The organism is Gleimia coleocanis DSM 15436, from assembly GCF_000159015.1.
In the GTDB taxonomy this organism is placed as follows: domain Bacteria; phylum Actinomycetota; class Actinomycetes; order Actinomycetales; family Actinomycetaceae; genus Gleimia; species Gleimia coleocanis.
Map to the genome: position 1 here is coordinate 273,222 of NZ_DS999543.1, position 19,173 is coordinate 292,394.

The 19,173-nt window shown below is 49.1% G+C and carries 20 protein-coding genes and 1 tRNA gene; all 21 read left to right on the forward strand.

The window, feature by feature from the left end; genetic code table 11:
* Window positions 1–24: 24 nt before the first annotated feature.
* Window positions 25–903: a M23 family metallopeptidase gene (locus HMPREF0044_RS03020; RefSeq protein WP_006546634.1), complete on the forward strand. Its 879-nt coding sequence runs from the start codon at window positions 25–27 to the stop codon at window positions 901–903.
* Between the two features lies 1 nt (window position 904).
* Window positions 905–1,678, forward strand: coding sequence for a glycerophosphodiester phosphodiesterase family protein (locus tag HMPREF0044_RS03025; protein ID WP_040312759.1), 774 nt, complete (start codon window positions 905–907; stop codon window positions 1,676–1,678).
* A gap of 51 nt (window positions 1,679–1,729) precedes the next feature.
* Window positions 1,730–1,802, forward strand: a tRNA-Arg gene (locus tag HMPREF0044_RS03030).
* A 66-nt stretch (window positions 1,803–1,868) separates the two neighbouring features.
* Window positions 1,869–2,897 carry a lipid II:glycine glycyltransferase FemX gene (locus HMPREF0044_RS03035; RefSeq protein WP_141553820.1) on the forward strand — a complete coding sequence of 343 codons (1,029 nt, stop codon included), beginning with the start codon at window positions 1,869–1,871 and terminating at the stop codon, window positions 2,895–2,897.
* A 32-nt stretch (window positions 2,898–2,929) separates the two neighbouring features.
* Window positions 2,930–4,030, forward strand: coding sequence for an AI-2E family transporter (locus HMPREF0044_RS03040; RefSeq protein WP_050754343.1), 1,101 nt, complete (start codon window positions 2,930–2,932; stop codon window positions 4,028–4,030).
* 43 nt (window positions 4,031–4,073) lie between these two features.
* Window positions 4,074–4,523, forward strand: coding sequence for a ribose-5-phosphate isomerase (locus HMPREF0044_RS03045; protein ID WP_006546638.1), 450 nt, complete (start codon window positions 4,074–4,076; stop codon window positions 4,521–4,523).
* A 26-nt stretch (window positions 4,524–4,549) separates the two neighbouring features.
* The gene (gene argS / locus HMPREF0044_RS03050) at window positions 4,550–6,229 is read left to right on the forward strand and encodes an arginine--tRNA ligase (RefSeq protein ID WP_006546639.1); all 1,680 of its coding nucleotides are present in this window, start codon (window positions 4,550–4,552) and stop codon (window positions 6,227–6,229) included.
* Window positions 6,230–6,349: 120 nt separating this feature from the next.
* Complete coding sequence (locus HMPREF0044_RS03055; RefSeq protein WP_006546640.1) at window positions 6,350–7,369, forward strand: hypothetical protein; 1,020 nt, start codon at window positions 6,350–6,352, stop codon at window positions 7,367–7,369.
* Window position 7,370: 1 nt separating this feature from the next.
* Window positions 7,371–8,252 carry a hypothetical protein gene (locus tag HMPREF0044_RS03060; RefSeq protein WP_006546641.1) on the forward strand — a complete coding sequence of 294 codons (882 nt, stop codon included), beginning with the start codon at window positions 7,371–7,373 and terminating at the stop codon, window positions 8,250–8,252.
* A gap of 276 nt (window positions 8,253–8,528) precedes the next feature.
* Window positions 8,529–10,313 carry a transcription termination factor Rho gene (rho, locus tag HMPREF0044_RS03065; RefSeq protein ID WP_006546642.1) on the forward strand — a complete coding sequence of 595 codons (1,785 nt, stop codon included), beginning with the start codon at window positions 8,529–8,531 and terminating at the stop codon, window positions 10,311–10,313.
* Window positions 10,314–10,429: 116 nt separating this feature from the next.
* A complete protein-coding gene (gene rpmE, locus HMPREF0044_RS03070; protein WP_006546643.1) occupies window positions 10,430–10,642 on the forward strand; it encodes a 50S ribosomal protein L31 in 213 nt (70 codons plus the stop codon).
* 93 nt (window positions 10,643–10,735) lie between these two features.
* Window positions 10,736–11,845, forward strand: coding sequence for a peptide chain release factor 1 (gene prfA / locus HMPREF0044_RS03075; protein WP_006546644.1), 1,110 nt, complete (start codon window positions 10,736–10,738; stop codon window positions 11,843–11,845).
* 9 nt (window positions 11,846–11,854) lie between these two features.
* Window positions 11,855–12,697 carry a peptide chain release factor N(5)-glutamine methyltransferase gene (gene prmC / locus HMPREF0044_RS03080; RefSeq protein ID WP_006546645.1) on the forward strand — a complete coding sequence of 281 codons (843 nt, stop codon included), beginning with the start codon at window positions 11,855–11,857 and terminating at the stop codon, window positions 12,695–12,697.
* A gap of 32 nt (window positions 12,698–12,729) precedes the next feature.
* The gene (locus HMPREF0044_RS03085; RefSeq protein WP_006546646.1) at window positions 12,730–13,359 is read left to right on the forward strand and encodes an L-threonylcarbamoyladenylate synthase; all 630 of its coding nucleotides are present in this window, start codon (window positions 12,730–12,732) and stop codon (window positions 13,357–13,359) included.
* 3 nt (window positions 13,360–13,362) lie between these two features.
* The gene (locus HMPREF0044_RS03090) at window positions 13,363–14,472 is read left to right on the forward strand and encodes an MraY family glycosyltransferase (RefSeq protein ID WP_006546647.1); all 1,110 of its coding nucleotides are present in this window, start codon (window positions 13,363–13,365) and stop codon (window positions 14,470–14,472) included.
* 3 nt (window positions 14,473–14,475) lie between these two features.
* A complete protein-coding gene (locus HMPREF0044_RS03095) occupies window positions 14,476–14,910 on the forward strand; it encodes a hypothetical protein (protein WP_006546648.1) in 435 nt (144 codons plus the stop codon).
* Window positions 14,911–15,077: 167 nt separating this feature from the next.
* Complete coding sequence (gene atpB, locus HMPREF0044_RS03100) at window positions 15,078–15,845, forward strand: F0F1 ATP synthase subunit A (protein ID WP_006546649.1); 768 nt, start codon at window positions 15,078–15,080, stop codon at window positions 15,843–15,845.
* A gap of 78 nt (window positions 15,846–15,923) precedes the next feature.
* On the forward strand, window positions 15,924–16,130 hold the full coding sequence (atpE, locus tag HMPREF0044_RS03105) for an ATP synthase F0 subunit C (protein WP_006546650.1): 207 nt from the start codon (window positions 15,924–15,926) through the stop codon (window positions 16,128–16,130).
* A gap of 1 nt (window position 16,131) precedes the next feature.
* Window positions 16,132–16,683, forward strand: a complete 552-nt coding sequence (locus HMPREF0044_RS03110) for a F0F1 ATP synthase subunit B (RefSeq protein ID WP_006546651.1) — start codon at window positions 16,132–16,134, stop codon at window positions 16,681–16,683.
* On the forward strand, window positions 16,683–17,498 hold the full coding sequence (locus HMPREF0044_RS03115) for a F0F1 ATP synthase subunit delta (RefSeq protein WP_006546652.1): 816 nt from the start codon (window positions 16,683–16,685) through the stop codon (window positions 17,496–17,498). Before HMPREF0044_RS03110 ends, HMPREF0044_RS03115 begins: the two co-directional genes overlap by 1 nt.
* 44 nt (window positions 17,499–17,542) lie before the next feature.
* Complete coding sequence (gene atpA / locus HMPREF0044_RS03120) at window positions 17,543–19,171, forward strand: F0F1 ATP synthase subunit alpha (RefSeq protein ID WP_006546653.1); 1,629 nt, start codon at window positions 17,543–17,545, stop codon at window positions 19,169–19,171.
* Window positions 19,172–19,173 lie beyond the last annotated feature (2 nt).

Below are 19,173 nucleotides of genomic sequence, written 5' to 3' on the forward strand. Positions count from 1 at the left end.
AAAAACCTGAGGAAGCAGATATTTGTGAGTGAAGTAAATGAGGTTAAATCACCTTTCCCAAGTCGTGCTGAGTTGCGCGCGCGGGCTGAGGCTGAGCAGCTAACTTCACAGTTTGCGACGGTTCCTAAGGTGACTTTCCAGCGTCGCCGGGGAATTGGTATTTCGCTGGTGCGTGCCAGTCTTTTAGGGGCTTTGACAGCGGCTACAGTCGTTGTGCCTATCACCGGTTTTGTGGGGCCAGAATCCACTATTGCAGTTCCTGCGAAAGCGGTGGTTTCTACCGGATCATTACAGTCTTGGGCTACTTTAACTCCGCCGGCGGCTGCTGATGCGGAAGATTTTAAGCGAGTTACCGCAGCAGCTTCACGAGTTCGGGTACGTAACCCGCTAGAAGTACGTTCTTGTTCTGCAAACCCAGTTACAGCGAATGGGGATCGTCCGGTTGAAAAAATTGCTACTGTTAACTGGCCGGTAACTAAAGCAAACGTAATCGTGGCTTCATCATATGGACCTCGCTTCCTGCCAGGCGTGGGTGGCTTCAACAACCATACGGGGCTGGATTTAGCTGGTCCGGTGGGTACTCCAATTTATGCGGTAGCGGATGGCGAAGTTATTGAGTCCGCTTCAAATCCTTCCGGATATGGTTATTTGGTAGTAATCGAGCATCACGATGAAGACGGTAAAGCTTACCGATCTGCCTATGCTCATATGTATCCAGATCAGGTGTTGGTTAAGAAAGGTGACCAAGTTAAAGCTGGCCAGCATATTGCGGGTATCGGCTCAAATGGATGGTCGACTGGACCTCACTTGCACTTTGAAATCCGCGACACTAAAGATGGTTTCTCAGACCCAATGGTATGGCTAGAGAAGCAAAATGCAGCTCAGCCAGGAGAGGGTTGTTAAGATGTATCGCCTTGGTTTTAACGCATCCCCACTTGTAATTGCCCATCGAGGTGGAGCTTTAGTGGCTCCAGAAAATTCGTGGGAGTCTTTAGAATACTGTGCTGATAATGGTTTCCACTATGTAGAGACGGACGCTCACCTCAGTGCCGATGGGGAAGTTATTTTAGTACATGATCCAGTTTTAGATCGGGTATCTAACGGCTCCGGTTTGGTTGCTGAGCATACTTGGGAAGAACTTTCACAGCTGCGGATTAACGATTCAGCTTCGGGTTTCGTACGTCTGGCAGATGCACTGGATCGATTCCCGCAGCTTTTCTTCAACATTGATGCTAAAGAGGATGAAGTTTCCTTAGCAATGGTTGATGTTATTCGAGCTCACAATGCTACGGACAGGGTTTGTTTAGCTTCGTTTAGTAGCACTCGGTTAGCAGATATTCGTGCCTACGCTCCGGAGATTGCTACTTCACTGGGACAGACTGAAGTGGGCAGGCTGTGGAGTGCTGCGCAGCTAACCGTCCCAGCAAAGTACTTTAAAGTTCCGGGACCTGTAGACTCAGTAGTTGCCGTGCAAGTTCCGCTTAGCCTGGGGCCGGTAAAGATTGTTACCCCTCGTTTTGTTGCCCACGCGCATAAGCATGGTTTAGCTGTGCACGTTTGGACTCTGAATACGGAAGAAGAAATTCTGGAAGCCCTAGACGCAGGTGCTGATGGAATCGTAACTGATGATCCTGGGTTAGCAGATTTAGTTATCGCTACGCGAGGACTGCAGTTCTGAGAATAACGCTGATAGTGTTAGACTAATAGAGCTGTGCTTTAAAAGCACAATGCCCCGATAGCTCAGTGGATAGAGCGTTTGCCTCCGGAGCAAAAGGTCGCAGGTTCGAATCCTGTTCGGGGTACGGAACTTAGCGTTGATCATTCCCTTGATCAACGCGGTTTTCATATATAGGAGTAAAGGGGAATCCATGACTATCTTTGACCCAACTGCACCAGGAGCAACCGAACTACTACAAAAGCTTGATGACTTTGTAGCAACCAGCCCATATGGTGTGATGATGCAGTCTCCTGCATGGGCAAAGGTAAAGTCTAACTGGGATTCTGACTACATTTATCGCACGAATGAAGGTGGAGAAATCACCGCGGTTCTCTCCATTATTTCGGTGAAACAACCCGATGGAACTGTCTTTATGTATGCTCCGCGCGGACCAGTTTGCGATATCTACGATGTTGATTTGGTTCAAGACCTACTTACTGAGGCTGAGACAGTAGTTAAAAACCGTGGAGGTTTCTTACTGCGTCTGGACCCAGAAGCAGCATACGATTCAACACTCGTAGAACAGTACCGCTCCCGAGGCTACACAGTTCGTTCTAAAGAAATCTCTGATCCAAAAGCATTTTCAAACCCACGAATGAACATGATTTTGGATTTAACCGGTAAAACCGAAGAAGACGTATTATCTGGATTCTCTAGCCGTTTCCGTGGAAAGATTCGTAAATCTTACAAGAGCGGATTAACTACTCGTCGGTTTGGGGTTAAAGATGAAGAATTTCGCGCTCAGATGGATAGCTTCTTTAACCTCACTAAGATTATGGCTGAACGCCAAGGGATTAGCCACCGTCCGGAAAGCTACTTCCTGACACTAATGGAAGCCTTTTCCAATACTCAGTTACTGATGACATTCGATGAAACTGGTGAAGCTCTTTCTGGTTGCATCCTCGTGTCCTACAACCGTAAATGCTTCTACATTTATGCTGCGTCCTCGAATGAAAAACGTAATCTCTACCCAGCTGTACAGACTAACTTTGAAGGTATTAAGTATGCCCTGGAAATGGGAAATACTGAATACGATATGGGTGGCGTATTTGAAATCTCCGCAGAAAATGGTCTCTACCGATTCAAGAAGGAAATCTGCGGTGAAGAAGGACTGCTGGAACTATTAGGTGAAATCGACGTCGTCTTTGATACTGAAGCCTACGCGAAACACGTCCACTAAAACGTAGACCCAAAACCTGGAAGGATCCGTGGGTGGAGAAAAAACCTGAACAACCAAATATGACGCTGCAGAACCTCACTTTCGCAGTACTTCTGGCAATCGCCATTGGATGGCTACTGGTAATCGGGCAAAATATTATTCTGCCGATTATCGCAGCTTTCATCGTTGTTTACATTTTCGTTGAAACCGATAAGCTCGTTGGGAAACTTCCCGGCATCTCAAAACTTCCAGACTGGGTCCGAAAGTTTGTAATTTACGTTGTATTCATCGGTTTACTCGCAGGGTTGATTTCCCTTTTTACTGTTACGATCCAGGAACTAATTGCTCATTCTGGGACTTATCAAAAGAACCTGGTACAGATTTTTTCACAAGTTACTGACCTAGTCGGTGAAGAACACTTGCCGTCTTGGGATGAACTCCGCGCAAAGATTATCGGTGCCATAAATATCCCCGCTTGGCTTGGGTGGGTAACAGCTCAGCTTAGCTCTGCCAGTGGTTTTATTTTCCTCATTGCAATCTATGTTGCTTTTATCTTTGGGGAACGCTCAAGTTTTTCCCAGAAACTTACCGCAGCCTTCCCCGATCCCGTGAAAGCCGCTCGAGCTCAACAAATCATTTCTGAAATAAACACGAAAGTTGGTCAATACCTGGGTGCTAAAACCCTAGTAAATGTCATTCTCGGGTTAGTGTCCTACGTGATTATGCTGGCATTTGGCCTAGACTATGCCGGGTTCTGGGCGCTTTTGATTGCACTTTTAAACTACATTCCCTACATCGGTTCTATCTTTGGCGTACTACTGCCCGTATTGCTCTCAGTCGTGCAGTTCGTCTCCTGGCCGTGGTCACTAGCCCTTTTCGTACTACTCATCACTGCACAGACAATTATGGGAAATATGGTTGAGCCCCTGTTAGTTGGACGGAAAGTAAACCAGTCAGCATTCGTTGTTTTAGTCGCCTTGGCTTTTTGGTCTTCTCTGTGGGGCGTATCCGGTGCCATTTTGGCAGTACCAATGACTTCTATTCTAGGAATTATTTTCGGTGAAGTTCCTGCTTTGCGCCCTCTGGCAGTATTCATGGCAGAAGACGTGGAAGCAGATAAAACCTGGATTAAACGACGTTTTAAAGTACGATAAAATACTAGTTAGCGAAGCAACAACACTTTTAAGGAAGGTTAAAATGCGCGTTCATATTGCTGCCGATCATGCTGGTTTCGAACTCCGCGAACACCTAATCAAGCACCTGAGCGAGAAAGGCTACGAAGTAGTCGACCACGGTGCAACCGAATACGACGCTTTGGACGCGTATCCAACCATGTGTATTCCTTGCGGTGAAGCGGTAGCCGCCGAACCGGGTTCTCTGGGCATCGTTATCGGTGGCTCTGGAAACGGCGAACAGATTGCTGCAAACAAAGTAAAGGGCGTGCGCGCAGCACTCGCATGGAGTGAAGCAACTGCAGCACTTGCGCGTGAACACAATGACGCAAATATCGTGGCAGTTGGCGCTCGCCAGCACACCCTTGAAGAAGCTACGCACTTGGTAGATGTTTTCTTAGAAACTCCATTCTCAAACGACCAGCGTCATATCGATCGCATCAACATGATGAGCGCCTACGAAGAAGCACGCTGAAATACGGACGATAGAGAAGAAGAAAAGTGACTCCACAAGACCTTGAACAATTAATTCACACGGTTCTTACCGAAGCAGTGGCTGCCGGAGAAGTAAACCTAACGGATGACCAGATTCCTGCAGACATCGTGGTGGAACGCCCTCGAAATCGCGAACACGGCGACTGGGCAACCAACATCGCCATGCGCCTAGCTAAAGCAGCCGGTATGAACCCTCGTGAGCTAGCAGTAAATATTGCCTTCAGATTAGCTGAAAAAGAAGGTATCGAAAAGGTTGATGTAGCTGGCCCAGGTTTCATTAACATTACCCTTGATGCCGCCACTGCAGGTGAACTGGCGCGCACTATCCTCACCGCGAAAGAATCCTACGGCACCAACCAAAGTCAAACTGGCAAGCACGTAAACCTAGAATTCGTTTCTGCTAACCCAACCGGCCCAATTCACCTGGGTGGTGCTCGCTGGGCAGCAGTTGGTGACACTCTTGCTCGTTTGCTGGAAGCTTCGGGTGCGAAAGTCACTCGCGAATACTACTTCAACGATCACGGCGCACAGATTGACCGTTTTGCACGTTCTCTCGTAGCCCGTGCAAAGGGTGAAGAAGCGCCAGAAGACGGCTACGGCGGTCAGTACATCGAAGATATTGCAAACCAAGTAATGGCAGATGCGCAGGAAGCTGGTGAACCAAACCCAGTGACCCTGCCAGAAGCAGAAGCAACTGAAGCCTTCCGTGCTAGAGGCGTGGAACTCATGTTCGCTGAAATCAAGAAGAAACTAGCTGAATTCCACGTTGAATTTGACGTTTACTTCCACGAAGACCACCTGCATACCACTGGTGCAGTTGCTGAAGCCATCGAAAAGCTCCGCGACCGCGGCGTAATCTACGAAGCTGAAGGAGCTACCTGGCTACGTTCCACCGACTTCGGCGATGACAAAGACCGCGTCATTATTAAATCTGACGGTGACGCCGCCTACTTTGCTGGCGATATCGCCTACTACTTAAATAAGCGTGAACGTGGAGCTGACCAAGTAGTTATCATGCTGGGTGCAGACCACCACGGTTACATCGGACGCATGTACGCAATGTGTGCTGCATTCGGTGACAAACCAGGCGATAACCTGGAACTGCTCATCGGCCAGCTGGTAAACCTGCTCAGTAACGGTGAACCACTGCGTATGTCCAAGCGTGCTGGCACTATCGTCACCTTAGATGACCTGGTGGAAGCCGTTGGAGTAGATGCAGCTCGCTACGCGCTGGTACGGTCTTCCATCGACCAGGCAATCGATATTGATTTGGACCTACTGGCCTCTCACTCCAACGACAACCCTGTCTACTACGTGCAATACGCCCACGCACGTACCTGTAACGTCAGCCGTAACGCAGCTGAACATGGTGTCTCCATGGACGCAGGTTTTGCTCCAGAAGCACTGGATCATGCAGCTGACGCACAACTCCTTGGCGCACTGGCCCAGTTCCCAGCAATGGTTGCGCAGGCAGCGGAACTACGTGAACCACACCGCGTAGCCCGCTACCTAGAAAGCCTTGCTGCTTCCTACCACACCTGGTACGGTCAGTGTCGCGTAACCCCACGCGCAGACGAACTGGTGGAAACCGGACACGTTGCTCGCCTGTGGCTCAACGAAGCCGTAAAGCAGGTATTGGCAAACGGTCTGGCACTGCTAGGCGTAAGCGCACCTGAACGGTTATGACAATAAACCAAGTTAAATAATGGGCGGTCTAGGAAAATCCTAGACCGCCCATTACATTCGCACACGGAATAACAGTAAAATCAGAGTGGAAACATTGGAATAAACGCCCTCGGAAGAAAAATGCAGATTCCCAACCCAGTACAAAGCGAACTACAGCAACTCACCGCCGGAAAAACCCACAACCTCCTTGACGCTGACCGGCTCATCCAACACTTGGAAGTGTGGGCTACCCTCATGTTCGAAGAATTCTGGGACGGCTACGGAATGAACGGCGGAGTAATCTACCAAAACGCCGAAAACCACCCCACCAAGCCACTGCTGAAAAACCTTGCACAGCGCGGGATAGGCTTAAACTCAAGCCAATTTAATACCAATCAACTGTTAGCAACAGACTGCTTTAACTACGCCCCGCTGATGCTGGATTACGACGGGGACCACACGCTCAAAGCCCTCATAACAAACCCATTTAACCCACAGAATACTCTTTTAAACTTCCTCACTTTCGATGACTTCTACTCTCTGCTAGCAGAACATCAGGAAGAAGACTTATTTGCCACAAAGCGCCTGCCAGCACCCAACGGAAAACAAATTTGGAATATTTGTCTCACCGACTATACGGATTCTCCTGACTGGACACAGTTAAAACGCATCCTCACATTCGCTGAAACCAGCGATGGGACAGCCCATTTTAAGCTCTACGACGATGGAACTAACTCTTTCACGCTTGTCCTAAAAGTCTGGGGAAAACTCATTGATCCTACTGAAAAACTAAAACCAGCGGTATTTCGAGATTTACTGAAGCTCGCAAAACTGGGATTGAACCAGTTGGACTTCGCAATCTTCTATGATTATGGCTTCACCGCGGTTTCGAACGAACACTGGCAGGTAACCACCACTGAAGTTGATTACACAGTCCAAATTCGTGAGTTAGCGGGATGGCTGCGAAAATTTATGGGGAATAAGGACACGCAACAAGCTGGGGTGAAACTGCCTAAACTACTGGTAGTTAACCCACCATTAGCGGATGGGAAAATCCTGCAGGGCAGTGACCTATCGACGGGACATTTTTGGGTAGATGAACCTACTTACTTCTTGTTAGAAGGCAAACTTGCTGCAGAACCGTTCCTAGTGGGGGAATAATATGCGGTTAGTTAATGACGAGGTAACGATTCGCCTGGGCGCGGCACTTAGTTTTGTAAGTTCTGTAGGTGAACGTTTAGGAGTTCCAGTTGATTTCCGTACTCACTTGCATTTGCGGGCCCTTGCGGGGAATACGCAGGTGCGGGTGCAAGCCGGTGATGGGGAGCTTCTGAGCCGGGCGGCGACGGGGGTTTTAGTAGCTGCAGCAACGCGGGTTTTGGATTATGTGGGAGCTCCGCGTGTGGGGCTGGAAGTGCATGGTAGTTGTGCTTGGCCATTGGGGTATGGAAAAGAGCTTGAAGCGGTTTTGGCCGTGGCGGGAACTTGTCTGGCTGCGGGATTGCTGGAATCTGAGGTACTTTCGGAATCGGAACTGTTGGAGTTAGCTGTACAGTCAGGTGCGTGTCCGGAGTTGGCGGCTTGTTTGTTGCGCGGACAGATTGCGTTGGGATGGGCTGCTGAAGGGGACAGAGGAGTACGTGCGGTGTTTTTGGATTCTGCGCGTGCGGAGGCTGAGTATGCACTGCTGGTGCCGAAGACTTCTAACTTATCTGCTGTACAGCCACAGGTTGGTTTAGTTAAGAATCTGGGGTTGCTTATTTCCTTGTGGACGGGTGCGTATTCCAGTGAGGTAGCTGAGGTTAAGTTATGGCTGCAGGCTACGGAAGTTGAGGCATCGTCTGCTGGTAGGTTGACGCAGGTGGTTTCCTTTTTGCGGGGGCGGGGGATTCCGGCGTTGGCAGATGGTGTGGGGGAGAGCGTTTTCTTGCCAGTGCGGTTGGATGGGCAGTTAAGAACTGAAGCTTTGGAAGCGGGTTGGCGCCTTTTCGAAGTGCCGTTTTCTTCCGAGGGCGTTAAGGTGAACTCTTCACGCCAGGTTTAGACCCGCCCGGTTTTATCGAAAATTTGTATGTTTTTGCGCTAATCATGCTATGCTGAGTACAACTCAGGTTGAGTTATCTACCGGCTTGCCGGTTCCTTAAGCCAATGAGCTTTCACCCCTGGTTTCTAAATAGTTTCCGTGTGTTGGTTTTGATTCTCATTGGATGTATCTGCTTTAGGGCAGAGTTTTTATTTTCATCCCTTTGCCGTTAGGCAATATCGGTTAGGAAAACTGTTGAGCGATAACGCAAACAACAAGAAGCGCCCACTTTCTACTATGCGCCTGGCAGAACTGCGTGAACTGGCTGCTGAGATGGGGCTGGAAACCGCAAAAATGCGTAAGCCTGAACTGGTAGCAGCTATTCGCGAAGCGCGCGGTGGCTCAGCTGCTGTTGAAGGAGCAGAGGCTACTGTAGCTGCTGAAGAAATCGTCGTACCTGAAGCGACTCCTGCTCGTGAAAACACTCGTAAGAATGATGGATTAAACCGTCGTCGTGATAAGAACCGTGGCGCTAAGTTGAATGAAAACAGCGTTGAGATTGAGCTTCCAGCAGCTAAGCCTGCGGAAGAAGCTACGGAAGCGCCAGTTGCAGAGTCTGAAATGCCACGCAAGCGCCGCCGTCGGGCAGTAACTGCTTCTGAGGGTTCTCCAGATAACTTGGTTATCGATGTTAAGGAAGAACTCGGTCTGGTAACTGACAAGACTGAAACCGCTGAAGCTGAAAAGCCTGAATCTGCAGTAGCATCTTTGGAGGAAATCCAGTTGCCTTCCGCAGACGTGGAAGAAGTTAACGAAAATGGTGAACGTTCAATGCGTCGTCGTAATCGCGACGATCGTGATGAGCGTGGTCGCCGTCGCCGTGGTCGTGACCGCAATAAGCGTCGTGGTCGTGAAGAACGTGATGTTGAAGCACCGGTTGAAGAAGAAGTTTTAGTACCAATTGCAGGTATTTTGGATGTGCAGGAAAATCACGCATTCGTGCGTACTTCCGGTTACCTGCCTGGTCCAAATGACGTTTACGTGACTCTTGGCAACGTGCGTCGTTGGGGACTGCGTCCAGGTGACGCTATTCAGGGTGCTGTGCGTCAGCCACAGGAAGGTGAACGTCAGCGTCAGAAGTACAATGCTCTGGTGCACTTGGAAAGTGTGAACGGCTTGACCGTTGAACAGGCAATGGCTCGTCGTGAGTTCAATAAGCTAACTCCACTTTACCCAGTTGAACAGCTACGTCTGGAAACCACTCCAAAGGCGATTACCCCTCGTGTAATTGATTTGGTAGCTCCAATTGGTAAGGGCCAGCGTGGTCTGATTGTAGCTCCACCAAAGGCGGGTAAGACGATTGTGATGCAGCAGATTGCGAATGCAATCGCGCAGAATAACCCAGAAGTACACCTGATGGTGGTTTTGGTTGACGAACGTCCTGAGGAAGTTACCGACATGCAGCGCACTGTCAAGGGTGAAGTTATTGCTTCTACCTTCGACCGCCCAGCAACTGATCACACTACGGTTGCTGAACTGGCGATTGAACGTGCGAAGCGTCTGGTTGAACTTGGTCGTGATGTAGTTGTACTGTTGGACTCCATTACTCGTTTGGGTCGTGCTTACAACTTGGCTGCCCCAGCTTCGGGTCGTATTCTTTCCGGTGGTGTGGACGCTTCCGCGCTGTATCCACCAAAGAAGTTCTTCGGTGCAGCACGTAACATTGAAGAAGGTGGTTCTCTAACCATCATTGCTTCTGCACTGGTTGAAACCGGATCCAAGATGGATGAAGTTATTTTCGAAGAGTTCAAGGGGACCGGCAATATGGAACTACGCCTGTCCCGTCAGCTCGCAGATCGCCGCATTTTCCCAGCTGTGGATGTTAACGGCTCTGGCACGCGTCGCGAAGAAGCTCTCTTCAAGAAGGAAGAGTTGGCGATTATGTGGAAGTTGCGTCGTGTACTGGGTAACCTCGAACAGCAGCAGGCATTGGAACTGGTCTTGGATAAGTTGAAGGAAACACAGAATAACGCTGAGTTCCTGATGAGTGTTGCAAAGACCACTCCAAAAGAACAGGTTTAATCCCGTCAACAGACTGGAAGATTTCCAATAAATCTGGAAAAATTATGGATTAGTTCTGGTTCACCACCGCGGAGTGCGTGTGGACCCAGCATCCTCGAATTCCTTAAGGAGAAACCATGAAGAAGGGTATCCACCCAGAATACACCGATACTAAGGTTGTCTGCACTTGTGGCAACACCTTTGAAACCCGTACTGCTATGGGCGTAGAAGAACTGCGCGTAGACGTTTGCTCTAACTGCCATCCTTTCTACACCGGTAAGCAGAAGATTATGGACACCGGTGGTCGTGTGGCTCGCTTCGAAGCTCGTTACGGCAAGCGCCAGAAGTAGCTTATCTAAACGGCGTCGCTCGCTCATTTTGAGCTAGAGCGACGCCGTTTTGTATTCTAGAACTCTTAAACCCCTGAAAAATAAGGATATTTCGTGAGCTCTTATTCTGCTGAACTTCAGGCAGTATCACCTCTTCTAGAAGAATACGCGCAGGTGGAAGCCTCTCTCGCTGACCCGGAAGTGCTGGCTGACCGCACTCAGCAGCGTAAATTAGCTAAACGATTCTCAGAACTTTCCGTCATTAAAAATGCTGCAGACGCACTGAGTATGGCAGCTGACGATTTAGAAGCTGCAAAGGAAATGGCAAAAGAGGATAGCTCTTTTGCTGCGGAGATACCTGAAATGGAAGTAGCTTTAGAAGCTGCGCATGCGCGTCTAGTTAAAATCTTGATCCCACGTGACCCTGCAGATGCAGACAACGTGATTTTAGAAATCAAAGCTGGTGAAGGCGGCGAAGAGTCAGCTCTCTTCGCAGCCGAACTGGCACGTATGTACACTCGTTACGCGGAAACGAAAGGATGGAAAGTTAAGGAGCTTTCCTCAACTTACACGGGGTTGGGAGGCGTTAAAGAAGTTTCCCTGTCTATCGCTGCTAAGTCAGATGTAGCGCCAGAGGACGGCGTTTGGGCACATTTAAAGTTTGAAGGTGGCGTCCACCGCGTACAGCGTGTGCCAGTAACCGAATCGCAGGGCCGTATCCACACTTCTGCAGTGGGCGTATTGGTAACCCCAGAAGTTGAAGATGATACTGAAGATTTAGTAATCGACCAGAATGACTTGCGCATTGACGTATTCCGTTCTTCTGGCCCAGGTGGTCAGTCAGTTAATACTACTGACTCGGCAGTGCGTATCACCCACATTCCAACTGGTGTAGTGGTATCCATGCAGAATGAAAAATCGCAGTTACAGAACAAGGAAGCTGCTATGCGAGTGTTGCGTTCTCGCTTAATCCAGCTGGAACGTGAAAAGAAGGAAGCTGAGGCTTCTGCAATGCGTGCTTCCCAGGTGCGTACTGTGGACCGTTCTGAACGTATTCGTACCTACAACTTCCCTGAAAACCGTATTGCTGATCACCGTACCGGCTACAAGGCTTATAACTTAGCTACCGTTTTGGAAGGCGAGCTTGGTCCAGTTATTGAATCAGCAATCGTGCTGGAAGAACAGCGTCGAATGGAAGCTGCTGGGCAAGCTAACCAAGGCTAAAACAATCGGATGCATACCCTATTTTTCTTTCAAACAGCAGTTAAGCGTCTGGAAGCAGCCGGAGTAGCGGCAGCTGAGAACGACGCGAGACTGCTGTTTGAACATATCCTGCAAGCCCCTCGCTACATTTGGCCAGGGGAGTTGGATGGCGACCAGCAGCAGCTCATCGAAGAAATGGTAACAAGACGCTGCAACCGCGAGCCCCTAGCCTATATTCTAGGGAAAATGTGGTTTTACGGGTTGGAACTCAAAGCAGAACCAGGTGTCTTCTGTGTTCGCCCAGAAACTGAAACCCTGGTAGAGACTGCGCTGAATTGGGGCAGTAGTGAAAGCAAAACCGCAGAGAATCTAGAGGCACTAGATCTTTGCAGCGGTAGTGGAGCAATCGCTTTAGCTTTACAAGCAAATCTCCCCAACTGGCAGGTAACTGGGCTAGAACAGTCATCGACCGCCCTCGGAAATGCGCAGGAAAATGCCGAAAAACTGGGGCTCCCAGTGCGATTCGAGCAGGGGGATGCAACCGTTGTAAATCCCCAGTGGCGCTCGAAAATGAGCCTGGTAGTATCGAACCCACCCTATATTCCACCGCGCACTCTGCCAGCAGAAACCACTTACGAACCGGCAGCAGCACTTTGGGGATTTGGCGAGGACGGAATGGAAATCCCCGCAAAAATAATCGAAGTTGCTTGGGAATACCTGCTTCCCGGTGGCCTGTTCCTAATGGAACATGACGATATACAAGGGGAAGCAACAGTTGCTATCGCACGTAAGCTAGGCTTCAGTGAGGTGCAAACCCGCGTTGATTTAAACAATCGCGACCGCTTTTTATACGCCCGTAAGCCACAGAACTAACTCGGTTTGGAAAACGTGAGAGAATATAAACTATGAGGATTCTGCACTGCGTTAAAACTTTAGACGATGCCGCTAAAAACGCTGTTAAAGAAGCAATAGCTGCGGACTCACCGATTGTGCTACCCACTGACACAGTCTATGGAATCGGGGGAAACCCCGCATCCACCCAAGCAGTAAACAATGTCCTCGCAGCAAAAGGACGCGATCGGCAAATGCCTCCACCAGTTCTGATTAGCAGCCCAACTGAAGTTGATTTAGTTGCCAAAAATATTCCCCAAAATGCGCGGATTCTGATGGAAAAATTTTGGCCGGGGGCACTAACCCTAATTCTCGAAACCGGGGATTTAGTTAACTACGACCTGGGGGATATGCCAGACACCATTGCAGTGCGCATGCCAAATCACCCAGTAGCATTAGAAATCCTTAAAGCTACCGGACCACTGGCAGTGACTTCTGCAAATCTAACCGGTGCAGAACCAGCCACTGACTGTGCGCAGGCAACCGAATATTTCGGTGATAAAGTTGCCCTTTACTTTGATGCTGGAGCCACACCTGGCCCAGTTCCGTCCACGATTGTGAAATTCAACGGAGAAAACCTCGAAATCCTCCGCGCCGGATTAATTAGTGAAACCGCTTTGCAACAGGCGATCGCAGGTAACTAAGAAATGAGACTATATCTGCTGGTAACTGCCATTGCTGCACTCATCACCTACCTGATGACTGCGGTAATGCGTCGTCTCTCAATAGACTGGAAAATCCTTACTCCAGTCCGGGAAAGGGACGTACATACTACGCCCATTCCACGACTGGGCGGTATTGCTATGTCCATTGGCTTCATTGTGTCATTGCTACTTGCTTCCAAGATTCCTTATTTTCAACCCGTATTTGAAAACTCACTCGTATTTTCGGTGCTACTTGGCGTTCTAGCTATTACTATCCTGGGCGTGGTAGACGATATTTGGGAACTTGACTGGATGGCGAAACTAGCCGGACAAATTTTGGTTGCTCTGCTGATGGCATACAACGGCGTGCAGCTAATCTCCTTTCCAATTTTTGGACTCACAATCGGCTCTGCACAACTATCTTTATTTGCGACGGTGTTCGTAATCGTAGCAATTATGAATGCGGTTAACTTTGTTGATGGCCTTGACGGTTTAGCTGCCGGGGTAGTAGGGATTGGCGCAATCGCTTTCTTCTCATACACTTACCTGTTGACTCGTATTTCTGGCGCTTTAACTTACGCGACTACAGCATCATTGATAACAGCTGCCTTGGTTGGTATCTGCTTGGGGTTTTTACCATATAACTTCCATCCGGGAACCATTTTTATGGGAGACTCTGGAGCTCTTAGCTTAGGAACTATCGTAGCTGCTGCAGGCATTATTGTGACTGGACAGATTGACCCTTCAATCCTGGGTGAATCGCAGATATTTACTTCTATCCTGCCAATCGCGCTACCACTTTTAGTTATCGTTCTGCCCATGCTGGATATGACCTTAGCTGTATTCAGGCGTTTACGAGCAGGACAATCTCCATTCCAAGCTGACCGAATGCATCTGCACCATCGATTACTGAATCTAGGACATTCTCATACCCGGGTCGTGCTGCTCATGTATCTATGGACCGCGGTGATTACCTTCCCTGTAGTCGGCTTACTGGTTTTCCCAACAAAATACGTGGGAATGGCTGCACTTGCGGGGATTTTACTGGCGATTCTTATGACTGTTAATTATCTGCCCGGTTTACGTCGTTTCCTGCTGGGAAAGAAAGGCTGAGACATGACAACTAACAATCTTTCTGGAGCTGTGCTAAAGCTTGGGAAACTATTACCAATGGTCGCCGCAGGAGTTTTAGGAGTTTCCTTACCGGTAGCTTGGCTCTTTGAAAAATCAGTGGTATCTGCACTTGTAGGTGGGGGAGTAGGGCTGATCCTAGCATTCGTAACTGCAACTACCTTGCGATACGGGGTTAAGAAGCGAGATTTTCAAGCAGCCTTTATTGGTATTGACTATTTATTGAAAGCTATCTTACTCATTGGGACTCTACTAATCGCAAAGCATGTCGTAGGCTTAGACAACCGTATCGTTGCTCTAGTATTAGTGCTTTCAATCTTGTTGCAGTCTTTCGTGCAGGTGAGGGCACTTACGAACCTTAGTGGGCCTGTTGTAGAGCCAATTCGTGATGCCCACAATGTGGCAAACGAATCTGAATAGTTTGCGGATTTCTGTTAAACTTATTAAGTTACTGAATAGATTGCAGGGGTGCATTCTGTCCATTGCAAAAATGACTGTTACTATGTAGTAGCTAAAGCAAAACAACCAGGGGGTGTATTCTGTTCACCGCAACAGTATCAACGTCGCTACTTAAGGTAGCTGGTTTCATGACAATGCCAATGAAGCCAGGCCTGGATGACTTCTTTCCAGCTCCATTCGCATTCGAAGGTACTATTTTCGAAATGAACCGACTGGTTCTGGTTCGTCTGATTGCTACCGCTCTGCTGGTGGTTATTTTCGGCATCGGCGCATCCCGTGCGAAGCTGATCCCTACAAAGGGACAGATGATCTTAGAAACCTTTATTCTCTTCGTGCGTGACCAAATCGCGATTGAAACCCTGGGGGAGAAAGAAGGGCGCCGGTTCGCTCCGACCCTCACCGTAATTTTCCTAAGTGTATTCTTCATGAACATTACCGGTGTTATCCCAGGTTTGAATATTGCAGCTTCCTCAGTAGTAGCAGTACCGTTGATTTTCGCAATCATTAGCTACGTAGTTTTCATTGGTGCGGGTATCAAGCGCCACGGTGTAGTTGGGTACTTCCGTTCTCAGTTATTCCCATCAGGAGTTCCAACCTGGCTGTATGTGTTGCTCACTCCAATCGAGTTACTTTCAACTTTTATCATTCGCCCAGCAACTCTAACCGTCCGTTTGCTTTCCAATATGTTGGCAGGACACCTCATGCTGGCGCTGTGTTTCTTTGGCACACATTACCTATTCTTTGAAGCAGCAGGCGCTCTTAAAGCAGTAGGTGTGCTGACCCTCGCTGGCGGTGTTGTTTTCACCCTCTTCGAAATTTTCGTAGCAGGTCTACAGGCATATATCTTTGCTATTCTGACCTCCGTTTACATAAAGCTTTCTATCGAACATCACTGATAGATAAAACTTCTGCATGAATGCAGAAATCCCACCCATCCTTCAGGAAAACTGAAGGCTACCAGAAAAGGAAGAAAGATGATTACTGGCTCTATCGCAGCAATCGGTTACGGCCTCGCAACCCTCGGCCCAGGTATTGGTCTGGGTATCATGATCGGTAAGACTCAGGAAGCAACTGCTCGCCAGCCAGAAGTAGCAGGTAAGCTCTCCACCAACATGTTCATCGGTGCTGCATTTATCGAAGCACTGGGTCTGGTTGGTCTGGTACCAGGACTCATCTTCTGACATGTACTTCCCTCTTGCAGAAGGACACGGACACGAAGAGCCTTCGCTTCTGATTCCTCCGCTGTATGACATCTTCTGGCAGGTAATCGCATTAGCAATTATCGCTTTGGTTATGTACAAGTACGTACTGCCAAAGTTCAATGCGGTTCTTGATGAACGTGAGCAGCGAATTGCAGAAGGTCTAGAAGCCTCTGATCGTGCAAAAGAAGCTGAAGCACTAGCTAAACGCCATGCTGAAGAAGCCTTGCAGGCAGCGCATGTAGAAGCAGGTAAGATTCGTTCTAACGCAACCGAAGACGCTAAGAAAATCATTGCAAAGGCACGTCGTGAGGCTGAAGCAGATGCCGCTCGTATTCTTGAAAATGCGCAACGTCAGATTCTTGCTGAACGTCAGGCTGCTGAAATCTCTCTGAAGTCTGAAATCGGTATTCTTGCCACGGAACTGGCCGAAAAGATTGTTGGGGAACATCTCAAGGACACCGAGCTTACCGCTCGCGTTGTTGACCGTTTCCTTGATGATCTTGACACCTCTGCCCCAGTACAGGAGTCGTGATGCGAGCAGCGAGTGAGAAATCCTTAAAGGCTGCCTCAGCAGTACTAAATCGACTATTGTCTGAAACTGATGCAGATGTCATGACCGTAGCTGAAAACCTCTTCGGTCTATCTGATTTGTCCCAGGACAACTCTTCAGTGCGTAATGCGCTGACCGATCCAGGACGAAGCAGTGACGATAAGCGAACTCTCACTCGCAATCTGCTTGGCGATAACGTGCTGCCACAGACTGTATCAGTGGTTGAAGAACTAGCAAGTGGTAACTGGTCTTCCCCGGAAGACTTAAACGAAGCATTCGAAACTTTGGGTACCGAAGCTGTTTTCATTGCAGCTGAGAAAGCTGGAAAGCTGGCTGACGTAGAAGAAGAACTCTTCCGCGTAAACACTTTCCTTGCCGATCAGCGAGAACTACGCATTGGTTTGTCTGATTTGGGTGTTGGTTCTCCACACGATCGTGCACATTTTGCTGCACGCCTCTTTGGAGAGGCACTGAATGTTTACACCACTCGCCTAGTACGTCGCGCAGTACGCCTTTCCGTACACGGTCGACTACTTTCCCGTCTGCGTTACCTCAGCGATTTGGCTTCTCAACGTCGCCAGCAGGTACCAGCAGTAGTAACCGTAGCGCAGCCACTTACGGAAGTACAGCGCCAACGACTGCTAGCAAACCTTGAGAAGCGTACCGGTAAGAACGTGATTTTGCACGAAGTTGTAGAACCTGAAGTTCTGGGTGGCTTCCATATCCTCGTCGGTAACCAAGCGATTAACGCTACAGTAAGTTCCAACTTGGAGCAGGCAAAGCGTGCGCTTGCCTAAGACAACGTATCCATACATCATTAAAAACGGTAAGGAAAAGCTCAATGGCTGAACTTTCTATCCGGTCCGAAGAAATCCGGGCGGCACTGGACAGCTTCGTAGAATCATACAAGCCGTCCGAAACCGCTGTGGAAGAAATTGGTCACGTCACTCAGGCAGCCGACGGTATTGCACACGTCGAAGGTCTGCCAGGTGTAATGGCGAACGAATTGCTTCGCTTTGAAGACGGTACCTTGGGGCTGGCATCTAACCTAGACATTCGCGAAATCGGCGTTATTATCCTGGGCGACTTCACAAATATCGAAGAAGGTCAGGAAGTTCGTCGTACCGGCGAAGTTCTCTCTGTACCAGTTGGCGACGGATACCTGGGTCGTGTTGTTGACCCACTGGGTAACCCAATCGATGGTTTAGGTGAAATCACTGATATTGACGGTGTTCGAGCGCTGGAACTACAGGCTCCTGGCGTTATGGCACGTAAGTCCGTACACGAACCACTCCAGACCGGTATCAAGGCAATCGACTCCATGATTCCTATTGGTCGCGGTCAGCGTCAGCTGATTATTGGTGACCGCCAGACTGGTAAGACTCAGATTGCTCTGGACGCCATCATGAACCAGCGCGAAAACTGGTTATCCGGTGACCCAAAGAAGCAGGTACGTTGTATTTACGTTGCAATCGGCCAGAAGGGTTCCACCATCGCGGGTGTGAAGGGTGCTCTGGAAGCAGCTGGTGCAATGGAATACACCACGATTGTGGCTTCCCCAGCATCTGACCCAGCAGGCTACAAGTTCCTAGCACCATACACCGGTTCTGCAATCGGTCAGCACTGGATGTACGACGGTAAGCACGTCCTCATCGTATTCGATGACCTGTCCAAGCAGGCAGAAGCCTACCGTGCGGTTTCCCTGTTGCTGCGTCGTCCACCAGGTCGTGAAGCATACCCAGGTGACGTTTTCTACTTGCACTCCCGCTTGCTAGAACGTTGTGCGAAGCTTTCAGATGAACTTGGTGGCGGTTCTATGACCGGTCTGCCAATCATCGAAACCAAGGCAAATGACGTTTCTGCTTACATTCCAACCAACGTAATTTCCATTACCGACGGCCAGATTTTCTTGCAGTCTGATCTATTCAATGGGAACCAGCGTCCTGCTGTGGACGTGGGTGTTTCCGTGTCCCGCGTGGGTGGCGCGGCACAGGTAAAGGCGATGAAGAAGGTATCCGGTACCTTGAAGATTACCTTGGCTCAGTACCGTTCTATGGCAGCTTTTGCTATGTTTGCTTCCGACTTGGATGATGCAACTAAGCAGCAGCTGACCCGTGGTGAACGTCTGATGGCACTGCTTAAGCAGTCTCAGGCTAACCCATACTCAGTCGCTGAACAGGTAGTTTCTATCTGGGCTGGTACTAACGGTTACTTGGATGAAATCCCAGTAACTGAAGTAGCTCGTTTTGAACGTGGTCTGCTGGATTACTTGGCTTCCAACACCGATGTTTTGGCAACGTTGGAAGCAACCGGTGTCCTCGAGAAAGAAACGGAAGAAGCTATGCGTACCGGCGTAAGCAGCTTCTTGAACTCTTTCATGAAAGCAGAAGGCTACGGTAAGTCTGACGAATCTCGTGAAGTAGAAGCTGAAGTTACTAAAGAACAGATCGTTCGCGGTAAGAAGGCCTGATA

Coding starts and splice junctions, on each gene's coding strand:
- HMPREF0044_RS03115 (WP_006546652.1), top strand. CDS start 16,683: ATGCGAGCAGCGAGTGAGAAATCCTTAAAGGCTGCCTCAGCAGTACTA.
- HMPREF0044_RS03085 (WP_006546646.1), top strand. CDS start 12,730: ATGAGGATTCTGCACTGCGTTAAAACTTTAGACGATGCCGCTAAAAAC.
- atpA (WP_006546653.1), top strand. CDS start 17,543: ATGGCTGAACTTTCTATCCGGTCCGAAGAAATCCGGGCGGCACTGGAC.
- rpmE (WP_006546643.1), top strand. CDS start 10,430: ATGAAGAAGGGTATCCACCCAGAATACACCGATACTAAGGTTGTCTGC.
- HMPREF0044_RS03045 (WP_006546638.1), top strand. CDS start 4,074: ATGCGCGTTCATATTGCTGCCGATCATGCTGGTTTCGAACTCCGCGAA.
- HMPREF0044_RS03095 (WP_006546648.1), top strand. CDS start 14,476: ATGACAACTAACAATCTTTCTGGAGCTGTGCTAAAGCTTGGGAAACTA.
- HMPREF0044_RS03110 (WP_006546651.1), top strand. CDS start 16,132: ATGTACTTCCCTCTTGCAGAAGGACACGGACACGAAGAGCCTTCGCTT.
- prmC (WP_006546645.1), top strand. CDS start 11,855: ATGCATACCCTATTTTTCTTTCAAACAGCAGTTAAGCGTCTGGAAGCA.
- HMPREF0044_RS03055 (WP_006546640.1), top strand. CDS start 6,350: ATGCAGATTCCCAACCCAGTACAAAGCGAACTACAGCAACTCACCGCC.
- HMPREF0044_RS03060 (WP_006546641.1), top strand. CDS start 7,371: ATGCGGTTAGTTAATGACGAGGTAACGATTCGCCTGGGCGCGGCACTT.
- atpB (WP_006546649.1), top strand. CDS start 15,078: ATGACAATGCCAATGAAGCCAGGCCTGGATGACTTCTTTCCAGCTCCA.
- HMPREF0044_RS03035 (WP_141553820.1), top strand. CDS start 1,869: ATGACTATCTTTGACCCAACTGCACCAGGAGCAACCGAACTACTACAA.
- rho (WP_006546642.1), top strand. CDS start 8,529: ATGCGCCTGGCAGAACTGCGTGAACTGGCTGCTGAGATGGGGCTGGAA.
- atpE (WP_006546650.1), top strand. CDS start 15,924: ATGATTACTGGCTCTATCGCAGCAATCGGTTACGGCCTCGCAACCCTC.
- HMPREF0044_RS03025 (WP_040312759.1), top strand. CDS start 905: ATGTATCGCCTTGGTTTTAACGCATCCCCACTTGTAATTGCCCATCGA.
- HMPREF0044_RS03090 (WP_006546647.1), top strand. CDS start 13,363: ATGAGACTATATCTGCTGGTAACTGCCATTGCTGCACTCATCACCTAC.